The following is a 12,103-nucleotide window of genomic DNA, read 5'->3' as shown; positions in this document are numbered from 1 at the left end:
CTGGGAAACGGAGGGGCGTTATGTCTGATCTTCCCCGGAAGGCGGTCACCCGTACCGCCAAGCTGGCCGCGCTGCCGCTCGGCATCGCCGGTCGGGCCACGTGGGGGCTGACCAAACGGATCGGCGGCAAGTCGGCCGAGATAGTCGCGCGAGAACTTCAACAGCGCACCGCGGAACAGCTGTTCCGCACGCTCGGGGAGCTGAAGGGCGGTGCCATGAAGTTCGGGCAGGCCCTGTCGGTCTTCGAGTCGGCCCTGCCCGAGGAGGTCGCGGGGCCCTACCGGGCGGCGCTGACCAAGCTTCAGGAGGCCGCTCCGCCACTGCCTTCGGCGACGGTGCACCAGGTGCTCGCGGACCGGCTCGGCGCGGACTGGCGGGACTTGTTCGAGGAGTTCGAGGACAAGCCGGCCGCGGCGGCCTCCATCGGCCAGGTGCACCGCGCGGTGTGGCACGACGGCCGGGCCGTGGCGGTCAAGGTCCAGTACCCGGGGGCCGGTGAGGCCCTGCTTGCGGACCTGAAGCAGCTGGGCCGGTTCGCGGGGCTGCTGGGTCCCTTGATCCCCGGTATGGAAATCAAGCCTCTGATCAAGGAGTTGCGCGACCGGGTCTCCGAGGAGCTCGACTACGAGTTGGAGGCGGAGGCCCAGCGGACGCACGCGGACGCCTTCGCGGACGACCCGGACGTGGTCGTGCCGGATGTCGTGCACCAGGGCGACCAGGTGCTGGTCACCGAGTGGATGGAGGGCACACCGCTGTCGGAGGTGATAGCCGACGGCACCGACGAGGAGCGTGACCGCGCCGGTCAGTTGCTGGCCCGGTTCCTCTTCTCCGGTCCCGCCCGCACCGGCCTGCTGCACGCGGACCCGCACCCGGGCAACTTCCGCCTGATATCGGGCGCGGACGGCCGGGTGCGGCTGGGCGTCCTGGACTTCGGAACGGTCGACCGGCTGCCCGGGGGCTGGCCCGAGCCCATCGGCAGGTCGCTGCGGATGACCCTGGACGGCGACGCCGAGGGGGTCTACGGGCACCTGTGCGCGGAGGGGTTCGTGAAGGAGTCCATAGAGCTGGACCCCGATGCGGTGCTGGACTACCTGAAGCCGATCATCGAGCCCGCCGAGGCCGAGGAGTTCACCTTCACCCGGCCGTGGCTGCGCGGCCAGGCGGCGAGGATCGCCGATCCCCGCTCCCCCGCACACCAGTTGGGCCGGCAGATCAACCTGCCGCCCTCGTACCTGCTGATCCACCGCGTGACGCTGAGCACCATCGGGGTGCTGTGCCAGCTGGGCGCGACGGTGCGGCTGCGGGAGGAACTGGACACCTGGCTGCCGGGGTTCGCTGACGACGAGTGAGGCCGTGGGGCGGCCGCCACCGGCCGCCACCGGTCGCCGCGGGTCTCCGCCGGCTCACCACCAGGAGGAGTCGAGCCTGCCTTCGATCGCGCGGAGGTTGGCGCGCGCGCAGTCGACGCAGAAGTACTGTCTGGTCCCGTTCTCCACCGAGCAGGTCCAGGTGGGCGGGGGGCCGGGCGGGGCCTGGGTGCCGCAGCGCGCGCAGACGACGGGCTCGGGCTCGGTTCCCGGTGGGGCGGGGTGGGGAGTCGGCTGGTCCACCTACAGACGATATCCCCGTACGGGGTGGACAGCCGTCCGCAACGCACCGGGGGGACCGGTCCCTTCGGACCGGTCCCCCCGGTGGTGCTGTCTTCGGCTCTTAGTGCATGACGGCCATGGCCAGCGCGCGGCGGGCACGCAGCGAGACGCGCTCGGCTCGCCGCTGCATGCGGCGGGCGGCGACCAGGCGCCGGGCGTGACGCTCGGCGTCCACCTCGCGCATGCGGTCGTCCATATGGGCACGAGCCAGGGCTTCTGGGATGAGTTGCATTTCGCGGGTCCTGTTCTGACGCGAGGTGATCGCGCCTGCGGTGATGAAGTCTGCGTGGGCGGCGCCGTGCGGCTGCTCGCTCGTGGTGTAGGGGGACATGAGGGCCTGCTTCAGGGGGTCGTGCGTGAGGGGGCGGTCGATGGTTCCGAGGGCGGTCATGCCGCTGCAACCGGGTTCTTGCGCGGACGGCCACGCGGGCGCTTCCGGGCTACGACGACGCCCTGGACGAAGAGCTCTCCGCCCCAGACGCCCCAGGGCTCACGACGCTCGGTCGCCCCTGCGAGGCAGGCCTCGACGAGCGGGCAGGTACGGCAGAGGGACTTCGCGTACTCGACGTCCGCCGGGGACTCGGCGAAGAAGACCTCCGGGTCGAAGGTGCGGCAGGGAACCGGGACGCCGAGGTTCTCGATGGCGTCGTCGAGCGCGGTGAGCGCGGTGAGCGGGGTCAAGGTGGAGTCCTCCGGGACTGCGGGCGGGGAGAGAGTCTGGGTCTGCGATACGGACGGGGCGTGCGCTTCGAGTTGCACGGTGTTTTCTTCCTCGTCTTGGTCGGCTAGTCGTTCCGGCCGGTCGGCCGGTCGCGGCTGGTCTGGTTCTGCCAGTCCCGAGGCCCCTTCGCTCCGTCATCCCCGTTCGGGGACAAACAGAAGGGCCGCGGATCCCGGGTGGGGTTCCGCGGCCCTGAAGGCGCCGGCCTGATCTTGCGATCAGGCTGGATCACTCCAGGGTTCGAGCCCACGGAAGGCCCACATCAGGTGGTGCTGGTGCTTCGTCGTCTGCTTCGTCTGCTGCGTCTGCTGCGTCTTGAATCCGGCCCTGTCGGCACCGGCGGCGGCAAAGCCATAGGCGCCGTGCGCCTGAGCTTCTGCTGCCAGTACTGCCACCGGTGCCTGGGTCGGTCGCTCATTGCGCTCGCTGACCGGAAGGGTCACCGACAGGGCGGGGCGGTCGGCGGAAATCGCGGACGCACCGGTACCCAGGAGGGAGACGGAACCGAGCAGGCAGGAAGCGGCGACCGAGCGATCGGTCATTTTGGTGAAGGTCATGAAGCTGGTCACTGGTCTCGCCTCCTCTCGGCGTCTCGGGGACCTGACCCCGGGGGGTCCGTCCCATGCGTATTCGGATAAGTACAGCACGGATCCGGGGCTTCGGAGAAGCCACCGTTTCCGTTGCTAAGAACCTATGGGTCTTCGCTGGGCATGTGCAAACTATTTTTCCGACGAGTTTCTACGCGTCGTCAGAATCCTCGGTTCCGCTCTCCTGGCCTGCGCAGATGGCCAGGACGTCGGCTCCGTACCGGACCACCTTGCGGGCGCCGACTCCGGAGATCATCGCGAGCTCACCCGGTTCGGCGGGCGCGGCCTCCGCGATCGCCATCAGCGTCTTGTCGGTGAAGACGCAGTACCCGGGCAGTCCCTGCTGCTTCGCCTGGACCGCGCGCCACTCCCGCAGCCGCTCGTAGAGCCCCTCGTCCATGTCGGACGGGCAGTCCTCGCAGCGCATCAGTTTGAGCTCGCCGGCCTCGGTGAGGGTCTTGCGGCACACGCGGCACAGCGTGGGGCCCCGCCTTGCGCGCCTGAGCGCCAGGCGGTCGGCCGGGGAGCCCGGCAGGCTCCCCGGGGCCACGGAGCCCGGACGCAGGCCGTTGAGGAAGCGGCTGGGCCGCCGGGAGGCCCTGCCGCCCGGGGCGCGGGAGAGCGCCCAGGAGAGCGTCAGGTGCAGCCGCGCGCGGGTGACGCCGACGTAGAGCAGCCGGCGCTCCTCCTCGACCTGCTCGTCGGTCTTGGCGTATGTGATCGGGATCATGCCGTCGGTGACGCCGACGAGGAACACGGCGTCCCACTCCAGGCCCTTCGCCGCGTGCAGCGAGGCGAGGGTGACGCCCTGGACCGTCGGGGCGTGCTGGGCGGCCTTGCGCTCCTCCAGCTCTCTCGTCAGGTCCGCCAGGGTGGCTCCGGGCCGGCTGCGGGCGAAGTCCTCGGCGAGGCGGACCAGGGCGGCCAGCGATTCCCACTGGTCGCGGACGGCGCCGGAGCCGGTGGGCGGCTGGGCGGCCCAACCGGTGGAGCTGAGCACGGCGCGGACCTGGGAGCCCAGTTCCACGACGTCGTCGAGGACCCGGTCGTTCCCGCCGGAGCGGGCGGCTCCGCGCAGCGCGAGCATCGCCTTCTGGACCTCCTGCCGCTCGAAGAACCGCTCGGCCCCGCGCAGCTGGTAGGGGACCCCGGCATCGGCGAGGGCCTGCTCGTAGACCTCGGACTGGGCGTTGATGCGGAAGAGCACGGCGATCTCGCCGGCCGGGACGCCCGCCGCGATCAGATCGCGGATCCGGTGGGCGACGCCCTCGGCCTCGGCGGGCTCGTCCGGGTACTCGGCGTAGACCGGGTCGGGGCCGGTGTCGCGCTGGGAGACCAGTTCCAGGCGGTGTTCGGCGGCCCGGCCCCTGGCCTGCTTGAGCAGGCCGTTGGCGAGGTGGACCACCTGGGGGGTGGAGCGGTAGTCGCGGACCAGCTTGACCACGGTGGCCTGCGGGTAGCGGGTGCGGAAGTTCAGCAGGTGGTCGGGGGTGGCGCCGGTGAAGGAGTAGATCGTCTGGCTGGCGTCGCCGACGACGCAGAGGCTGTCGCGTTCGCCGAGCCAGAGGTCGAGCAGCCGCTGCTGGAGCGGGCTGACGTCCTGGTACTCGTCGACCACGAAGTGCTGGTACTGGGCGCGGATCTGCTCGGCGATGTCGTGCCGGTCCTGGAGGATGCCGACCGTCAGGAGCAGCACGTCCTCGAAGTCGATCATCGCGCGGTCACGCTTGAGCTGTTCGTACGTCCCGTAGATCTGTGCGATCTCGGCCAGGTCCCGGGGGGCCTCCCGGCCCGCCTTGACGGCGGCCGCCGGATAGTCGGCGGGCACCGTCTGGGTGACCTTGGCCCACTCGATCTCGCCGGTGACGTCGCGCAGCTCGCCCCGGTCGAGGCGGATCCGGCAGCGGGCGCCGGCCTCGGCGACGAGCTGGATCTTGCGTTCCAGCAGTCGCGGCACGTCCCCGCCGACCGCCTTCGGCCAGAAGTACTGGAGCTGGCGCAGGGCGGCGGAGTGGAAGGTGCGGGCCTGGACCCCCTCGGCGCCGAGACCGCGCAGGCGGCCGCGCATCTCCCCGGCCGCTCGGTTGGTGAAGGTGACGGCGAGCACGCTGGCGGGCATCAGCTGGCCGGACTGGACGCCGTACGCGATCCGGTGGGTGATCGCGCGGGTCTTGCCCGTGCCGGCGCCGGCCAGCACGCACACCGGTCCGCGCAGGGTCGTCGCGACCTCGCGCTGCTCCGGGTCCAGGCCCAGGAGCACCGCGTCGGCCGATTCCGGGGAGCCGGCGGAGGCGGGGAAGGACGGGGAGTGCGTTGCTGCTGTCACCCCGCAATGCTGCCAGGTCTCGTGGGTCGGGCGGGAAACTTGTCCACAGCCCGCGCGCATCCGTCGTACTTGTACGACGGGAGGGGTGGTACGGGAATGGCGGCGGGGTCCCGTACGTTCGGGTACTCGGACCACCGAGCCCTCACGAAGGAGAGCGCAGCATGCAGGACACGGGCACCGTGACGATGTACAGCACGACCTGGTGCGGCTACTGCCGCCGGCTGAAGACCCAGCTGGACCGGGAAGGCATCGCGTACAACGAGATCAACATCGAGCTCGACCCGGCGTCCGCGGCGTTCGTGGAGAAGGCGAACGGCGGCAACCAGACCGTTCCCACCGTGCTCGTGAAGTCCGCCGCCGGCAACGAGTCCGTCATGACGAACCCGAGCCTGGCCCAGGTCAAGCAGGCCCTCGCCGTCTGAGCCGCGAGCGCTCGTCAGAATGGCCCCCGCCTCGGCGGGGGCCTTCTGCTGTGACGAACGTTACGGGGCGACGAAACTCACGGGGCCGGCTTCGGCAGCGGCTCGCCGTACCAGTTCTCGACGAGGCGGGCGGCGATGGAGATGCCCGACGGGGGCACCACCTCGCCGGTCTCGAACGCGCGGCGCAGGTCCTCGCGGGAGAACCAGCGGGCCTCCTGGATCTCCTCGCCGTCCACGTTGATCTCCGAGGTGGTGGCGCGGGCCGTGAAGCCCAGCATCAGGCTGTACGGGAAGGGCCACGGCTGGCTGGCCACGTACTCGACCTCGCCGACCCTGACGCCCGCCTCCTCCCACACCTCGCGCACGACGGACTGCTCGATGGACTCGCCCGGCTCCACGAAGCCGGCCAGGGTCGAGAAGCGGCCCTCGGGCCAGTGGACCTGACGGCCGAGCAGCGCGCGGTCCTCCTCGTCCGTGACCAGCATGATCACGGCCGGGTCGGTGCGCGGGTAGTGCTCGGCGCCGCAGCCCGGGCAGCGGCGGATGTGTCCGGCGGCCGCGACGACCGTGCGCTCGCCGCAGCGGGAGCAGAAGCGGTGCATCCGCTGCCAGTTCTCCAGCGCCACGGCGTGCACCATCAGCCCGGCGTCGCGCGGGCCCAGCAGCAGTCCGGCCTCGCGCAGGCCGGCCGGGCGCGCCGACTGGTCCATGCGGCCCGGCAGGGCGTCCTTCTGCAGCGCGAAATACCGTACGCCGTCCTCGTCGGTGCCCAGGAAGTAGCGGTGCGTCTCCGTGGCCGGGGCCTCGAAGGCCGCGGTCATCACGATGCCGGTGCCCCCGTCGGGGGTGTCGTCGATCAGCACCTGACCGCCGGAGACGACGAAGACACGGGTGGTGGGGTGGCTCCAGGCCGCGGCGAGCCACGCCTCGTCGAGGCGGTGGTGCGCGGCGCGGTCGATTCCGCTGGGCGCGGCGAGCGAGAGCGGACGCTCGGTACGGGTGCTCACAGGTACTTCCAACTCCCCCGGTGGTGGGACTAGGCAGGCGTACGACGGGCTACTACGAGTGCGGCGGGTGCGGGGTGCGGGCGTCAGGCGGTCCCGCGGCTGTGGGTGGCGGCCAGGTCGCCCCACAAGTAGGCGGTCGTCTCGACGCCCTTGAGGAGGAGGTCCAGCTCCACCTTCTCGTTCGGCGAGTGCCAGCCGTCGGAGGGTACCGAGATACCGAGGAAGAGGACGGGGGCGTCCAAAACGTCCTGGAGGTCCGCCGCCGGCCCCGAGCCGCCCTCGCGGGTGAAGCGGACCTTCTGGCCGAAGGCGCGGCCCATGGCCCGGACGACCGACTGCAGGGCCGGGTGGTCCAGCGGGGTAAGGCACGGGCGGGTCGGGGCGCCGAAGGTGATGGAGTGCCGGATCCCGTCCGGGATCCGGGCCGCCACCCAGTCCCTGACGGCCGCCTCGACCTCGTACGGGTCCTGCCCGGAGACCAGGCGGAACGACAGCTTCAGGTGGGCGGAGGCGGGCACGATCGTCTTGCCGCCGGGGCCCTGGTAGCCGCCGCCGATGCCGTTGACCTCGGCGGTCGGGCGGGCCCAGACCCGCTCCAGGGTGGAGTAGCCGGCCTCGCCGGCGGCCGCGTGGGACTTGGCCGTGCGCAGCCACTCCGCCTCGTCGAAGGGCAGCTCGGCGATGAGCGCGCGCTCGGCGTCGGTGAGCTCGGCGATGCCGTCGTAGAAGCCCGGGATCCTGACCCGGCCGTCCTCGTCGTGCAGGGCGGCGACCAGGCGGGCGGCGACGGTCGCCGGGTTCGGCACGGCTCCGCCGAAGGCGCCGGAGTGGATGTCCTGGTCCGGGCCGTGGAAGTCGATCTCGCAGTCGGCGACGCCGCGCATGCCGGTGCAGACCGTCGGGGTGGTCTCGGACCACATGCCGGTGTCGGAGACGATCACGACGTCGGCGGCGAGCTCGGCGGCACGGGCTTCGACCAGCGCGCGGAAGTGCGGGGAGCCGGACTCCTCCTCGCCCTCGATGAGGAGCTTCAGGTTCACGGCGGGGGCGGCGGAGCCGGTGGCCGCCAGGTGTGCGCGGACCCCGAGGGTGTGGAAGAACACCTGGCCCTTGTCGTCGGCGGCGCCGCGGCCGTACATGCGGCCGTCCTTGACCACCGGCTCGAACGGCTCGGTGTGCCAGCCGTCGGCGAGGGCGGCGGGCTGCACGTCGTGGTGCCCGTAGACGAGGACGGTCGGGGCGTCCGGGTCCTCGCTCGGCCAGTGTGCGAAGACGGCGGGGGCACCGTCTGTCTCCCAGATCTCGGCGACCGGGAAACCGGTCTCCTTGAGCTTCGCGGCCAGCCACTCGGCGCTGCGGCGCACATCGTCGGCGTGCTCGGGCTGCGCCGAGACCGAGGGGATGCGCAGCCACTCGGCGAGGTCGTCGAGGAAGGCGGCGCGGTGGGTGTCGATGTACGTGCGGACGACGCTGTCCGGCGTGCTGAGGCTCATGGCCACGAGCCTAGCCTTCCGCCTGAGCGTCACCGTCCGTGCCCGGTTCGCCTTGGAGGATCCGCTCAAGGCGGGCCCGGTCGGGGAGGTTGCGGGGCCGGATCACCCGGCCGCTGCGCACGTGCAGGAAGGCGGCCGTGACCTGGTCGAGGGGGGTGCCGGTGGCTTCCGCCCAGGCCAGGCGGTACACGGCGAGCTGGAGGGGGTCGGCCTCGGTGGTGCGGCCGGTCTTCCAGTCGACGATCTCGTAGCCGCCGCCTTCGGTGCGGTACACGGCGTCGATCCGGCCGCGGATGACCCGGCCGGCCAGCGTGAGCTGGACCGGGGCCTCCATGCGGTGGGGCGGACGGTCGGCGTATTCGCTCCGCTCGAAGGCGGCCTTGAGGGCGTCGAGGTCGGCCTCGTCCGCGATCTCCTGGTCGGAACCGGGCAGCTCGGTGGCCGGGTCGAGGACGTCGAGGAGCGGGAGGGGGAGCTCGTCGAAGCGGGACTCCACCCAGGCGTGGAAACGGGTGCCCTGGCGCGCCGCGGGCTGCGGGGGCTTGGGCATGGGGCGGGCGAGGTCGCGTGCGAAGCCCTGCTCGTCGGCGGCGAGCCGGAGCAGTTGGCTCGCGGAGAGGGCGGGCGGCAGCGGTACGTCGCGCACGGCCGCGCGGGAGCGGCGGAGCTCGCCCTCCAGGGCGTCGAGGTCGCGGTCCCAGGAGGCCACCGTCCGCGCGTCCTCGGGGGTGAGGGGCTGCCTCCCGGCGGGGGGCGGGGTGGCTGTCGGCGGCGCGGGTACGGCTGCGGCGTCGGCGGCCTCCGGCCAGAGGTCGTCGTACGGGTCGGCGGAGGTGGGCTCGGGTACGGCTGCCGCCTGCCTCCCGGCGGCGGGCGCGTCGGCTGCGACGGACGCGGGCCGGATGGATTCGTCCCCCACCCCGCCCCTTCCCGAAACCGGGGCTCCGCCCCGGACCCCGGTGGGATTCGGGCCTGCGGCCACGGGCGCGGCCGCGCTGTCGGTCCAGGCCTCGACCGCCCAGGGGTCGTCGAAGTCCGGCTCCTCGGCCGGGACCGCGGGCACGGGCGTGGCCGCGCCGTCGGCGGGGCGAGGTTCGGCCCAGGGGTCGGCGGGGTCCGGCCCCTCGGCCGGGGCCTCGTCCCCGGGCAGGGGTCCGACCACGGTGGGCTCGGCCCAGTCCTCCGCCGGCCAGGGCTCGTCGTCGTAGGACGGGTCCTCGCAGTGGGGGGGCCAGAGGTAGGGGTCCTCCTCGGGCGGGGATGGGGCCGCCAGGTGCGATTCGACCAGGGCCGCCGCCGCGCGGCGGAGGGTGAGGGAGGCCGGGTCCAGGGGGAGCGGCCAGGAGTGGTCCGGGGTGGAGTCGTCGGCGAGGGAGGGGTTCTCGGCCTTCGGGTCGGGCTCCTCCGCCCAGGCCTCGATCTCGCCGAAGCCCGCCGCGCAGTGCTCGTACAGGGCGCTCAGGAAGGCGGACGGGCCCCGGCGCTTCTTCTGCGTCGGGCCCCACCAGTGGCCCGAGGCCAGCAGGAGGGAGCGGGGGCGGGTGAAGGTCACGTAGCCGAGGCGGAGCTCTTCCGTCTCCTTGTGGGACTTCAGGGCGGCCTTGAACGCCTTCAGACCGGCCGAGGTCCACGCGGGGTCCCCGGGGAGGGTCGCGGCGTCGCCGCGCAGGGCGTACGGGAGCACCTTCGCGTACGAGGTCCAGGCCTCCGGCGCCTTCTCCTTCGGGAAGGAGCCCGCGCAGAGGTCCGGGACCACGACCACGTCCCACTCCAGGCCCTTGGACTTGTGGGCCGTCAGGACCTTGACCGTGTTCTCCCCGCCCGGCAGCGCGTGGTCCAGGCCCTTCTCGTACTGGGCGGCCGTACGCAGGAAGCCGAGGAAGGCGAGGAGGGTGGCCTCGCCGTCGAGGGCGGCGAAGCCGGCGGCGACGTCCATGAAGTTCGACAGGGTCTCGCGGCGGCGGGCGGCGAGGGCGTGCGGGGAGGCCGAGAGCTCCACGTCCAGGCCGGTGGTGGCCAGGACCCGGTGGAGGACGTCCATCAGGGGATCGGCGAGGGACCGCCTGAGGTCGCGCAGTTCCTGGGCGAGGTGCGCGAAGCGGACCCGGGCCTCGGCCGAGAAGGGCAGGTCGTCCGGGGCCTCCCCGGAGCCGTCGAGGAAGGTCTCCAGGGCGTCGGCCAGGGAGATGATCTCGGCCGGGTCCACACCCTCGACGGCCGCCGCGAGGCGCTCGTCCGGGTCCTCGGCGGAGGAAGGGGCGCGGCCCACCAGCAGGCGGGCCCGGCGGCCCAGCAGGGCCAGGTCGCGCGCGCCGATCCGCCAGCGCGGGCCGATCAGGAGCCGGACCAGGGAGGCGTTGGCCCCCGGGTCCTGGAGCACCTCGCAGACCGAGACCAGGTCCGCGACCTCGGGCAGGTGCAGCAGGCCGGACAGGCCGACGACCTCCACCGGCACGTCCCGGGCCACCAGCACGGCCTGGATCCGCGCGAAGTCCCCCGCGGAACGGCACAGCACCGCGATCTCCCCGGGCTCCGTGCCCGTGCGCACCAGGTGCGCGACGGAGTCCCCGAGCCATTCGAGTTCCTCGGCATGGGTCGGCAGCAGCGCGCAGCGCACGAACCCGGCCCGTTCCGCCCCGGGCGCCGCCCTCAGCGCCTCGACGCCCTCGTGCATGGCGCGCAGCGGGGCGGCGAGCCCGTTGGCCAGGTCGAGCAGGCGGCCGCCGCTGCGCCGGTTCTCGCTGAGGGAGAGCCGGGTGGCGGGGCTGCCGTCGGCGTGCGGGAAGTGCTCGGGGAAGTCGTCGAGGTTGGCCACGGAGGCGCCGCGCCAGCCGTAGATGGCCTGGCAGGGGTCGCCGACGGCGGTCACGGCGTGCCCGGTGCCCGCCCCGAAGAGACCGGAGAGGAGGAGGCGCTGGGCGACGGAGGTGTCCTGGTACTCGTCGAGCAGGACGACACGGAACTCCTCGCGCAGCAGCGCGCCGACCTCGGGCCGGGTGGTGGCGAGCTGCGCGGACAGGGCTATCTGGTCGCTGAAGTCGAAGAGGTCGCGGGAGCGTTTGGCGGCGCGGTAGCGGGAGACGAGCTCCAGCAGTTCGAGGCGGCCGCGCACGGCCTCGGGGACCTTGCGCAGGTCCTCGTTGGTGAGCTTCGTGCCGGCGAGGGTGTCCAGGAGGTCGGTGTCGTAGGCGCGCAGCCCGGCCGGTTCGACGAGGTGCTCGGAGAGCTCCGCGTCGAGCGCGAGCAGGTCTCCGACCAGGTCGGGAAGGGACTTGGTGAGCGAGGGGTACGGGCCGGGGGCCTCGCGCAGCACCTTCGCGGCGAGCTGGAAGCGGGTGGCGTCGGCGAGCAGGCGGGAGCCGGGCTCCAGGCCGATGCGCAGCCCGTGGTCCTTCAGGAGCTGCCCGGCGAAGGCGTGGTACGTGGAGATGCGCGGCTCGCCGCCGGCCGCGTCGGGGTCGGCCGGGGAGGGGTCCGGGTCGGTGATGCCGGCCCGCGCGAGGGCCTTGCGGACGCGCTCGGCCAGCTCGCCGGCGGCCTTGTTGGTGAAGGTCAGGCCGAGGACCTGCTCGGGCGCGACCGCGCCGGTGCCGACGAGCCAGACCACGCGGGCGGCCATGACGGTGGTCTTGCCGGAGCCGGCGCCCGCGACGACGACCTGCGGGGCGGGCGGGGCCGTGACACAGGCCATCTGTTCGGGCGTGAAGGGGATCCCGAGGAGCTCCTTGAGCTGCTCGGGGTCGGTGAGGACGGGGGAACGCGCGGACACGTAAAAAGGCTAGCCGCACCCACCGACAGCCTCGGCCGGCCGCGGTGCGCACCCGGCGGGCCGCAGTCGATGGGCGCCGCCGGGCCGTGCGCACCCCCGCGCCGCCGGGGTCGGGTGTGCGGTGGGGCG

General features: G+C 72.9%; 10 protein-coding genes. 2 read left to right on the top strand and 8 right to left on the bottom strand.

Annotated features, from left to right (window positions below; all coding sequences use genetic code 11):
• The first annotated feature begins 20 nt into the window (after positions 1-20).
• A complete protein-coding gene (locus ACIQ5Y_RS23210) occupies positions 21-1,349 on the top strand; it encodes an ABC1 kinase family protein (RefSeq protein ID WP_403883520.1) in 1,329 nt (442 codons plus the stop codon).
• A 54-nt stretch (positions 1,350-1,403) separates the two neighbouring features.
• Here ACIQ5Y_RS23210 and ACIQ5Y_RS23205 read toward each other — a convergent pair whose 3' ends face one another.
• The 5 genes from ACIQ5Y_RS23205 to ACIQ5Y_RS23185 form a co-directional block, all read right to left on the bottom strand.
• Positions 1,404-1,610 carry a hypothetical protein gene (locus ACIQ5Y_RS23205; RefSeq protein ID WP_403883517.1) on the bottom strand — a complete coding sequence of 69 codons (207 nt, stop codon included), beginning with the start codon at positions 1,608-1,610 and terminating at the stop codon, positions 1,404-1,406.
• Positions 1,611-1,710: 100 nt separating this feature from the next.
• Positions 1,711-2,040 carry a hypothetical protein gene (locus ACIQ5Y_RS23200; RefSeq protein ID WP_403883514.1) on the bottom strand — a complete coding sequence of 110 codons (330 nt, stop codon included), beginning with the start codon at positions 2,038-2,040 and terminating at the stop codon, positions 1,711-1,713.
• The gene (locus ACIQ5Y_RS23195) at positions 2,037-2,408 is read right to left on the bottom strand and encodes a WhiB family transcriptional regulator (RefSeq protein WP_365165514.1); all 372 of its coding nucleotides are present in this window, start codon (positions 2,406-2,408) and stop codon (positions 2,037-2,039) included. Before ACIQ5Y_RS23195 ends, ACIQ5Y_RS23200 begins: the two co-directional genes overlap by 4 nt.
• Before the next feature lie 180 nt (positions 2,409-2,588).
• Entirely contained in the window at positions 2,589-2,927 is a 339-nt protein-coding gene (locus tag ACIQ5Y_RS23190; protein WP_403883777.1) for a hypothetical protein, read from the bottom strand.
• Positions 2,928-3,108: 181 nt separating this feature from the next.
• Positions 3,109-5,343: an ATP-dependent DNA helicase UvrD2 gene (locus tag ACIQ5Y_RS23185; protein ID WP_403883511.1), complete on the bottom strand. Its 2,235-nt coding sequence runs from the start codon at positions 5,341-5,343 to the stop codon at positions 3,109-3,111.
• Positions 5,344-5,444: 101 nt separating this feature from the next.
• Between ACIQ5Y_RS23185 and ACIQ5Y_RS23180 the strand changes: the two genes are divergently transcribed.
• The gene (locus ACIQ5Y_RS23180; RefSeq protein ID WP_030029876.1) at positions 5,445-5,705 is read left to right on the top strand and encodes a mycoredoxin; all 261 of its coding nucleotides are present in this window, start codon (positions 5,445-5,447) and stop codon (positions 5,703-5,705) included.
• A gap of 77 nt (positions 5,706-5,782) precedes the next feature.
• On the opposite strand, the gene nudC is transcribed toward ACIQ5Y_RS23180, so the two are convergent.
• The 3 genes from nudC to ACIQ5Y_RS23165 all read right to left on the bottom strand — a co-directional run bounded on the left by nudC (position 5,783) and on the right by ACIQ5Y_RS23165 (position 11,974).
• Positions 5,783-6,724, bottom strand: coding sequence for an NAD(+) diphosphatase (nudC, locus tag ACIQ5Y_RS23175; RefSeq protein WP_403883508.1), 942 nt, complete (start codon positions 6,722-6,724; stop codon positions 5,783-5,785).
• Between the two features lie 71 nt (positions 6,725-6,795).
• On the bottom strand, positions 6,796-8,205 hold the full coding sequence (locus tag ACIQ5Y_RS23170; protein ID WP_403883505.1) for a dipeptidase: 1,410 nt from the start codon (positions 8,203-8,205) through the stop codon (positions 6,796-6,798).
• Between the two features lie 10 nt (positions 8,206-8,215).
• On the bottom strand, positions 8,216-11,974 hold the full coding sequence (locus tag ACIQ5Y_RS23165; protein WP_403883502.1) for a UvrD-helicase domain-containing protein: 3,759 nt from the start codon (positions 11,972-11,974) through the stop codon (positions 8,216-8,218).
• Positions 11,975-12,103: the final 129 nt, after the last annotated feature.

The sequence above is a fragment of the Streptomyces sp. NPDC096339 genome, from assembly GCF_044762985.1.
Taxonomy (GTDB): Bacteria; Actinomycetota; Actinomycetes; order Streptomycetales; family Streptomycetaceae; genus Streptomyces.
Note: the sequence above shows the minus strand (reverse complement) of the source record. Positions and strands in the feature narration are given on the sequence as shown.

What these genes read in the sequence shown, in the direction of transcription:
- ACIQ5Y_RS23210 (WP_403883520.1), top strand. Translation starts at nt 21, where the DNA reads ATGTCTGATCTTCCCCGGAAGGCGGTCACCCGTACCGCCAAGCTGGCC.
- ACIQ5Y_RS23200 (WP_403883514.1), bottom strand. Translation starts at nt 2,040, where the DNA reads ATGACCGCCCTCGGAACCATCGACCGCCCCCTCACGCACGACCCCCTG.
- ACIQ5Y_RS23190 (WP_403883777.1), bottom strand. Translation starts at nt 2,927, where the DNA reads ATGACCTTCACCAAAATGACCGATCGCTCGGTCGCCGCTTCCTGCCTG.
- ACIQ5Y_RS23185 (WP_403883511.1), bottom strand. Translation starts at nt 5,343, where the DNA reads ATGCGCGCGGGCTGTGGACAAGTTTCCCGCCCGACCCACGAGACCTGG.
- ACIQ5Y_RS23180 (WP_030029876.1), top strand. Translation starts at nt 5,445, where the DNA reads ATGCAGGACACGGGCACCGTGACGATGTACAGCACGACCTGGTGCGGC.
- ACIQ5Y_RS23170 (WP_403883505.1), bottom strand. Translation starts at nt 8,205, where the DNA reads ATGAGCCTCAGCACGCCGGACAGCGTCGTCCGCACGTACATCGACACC.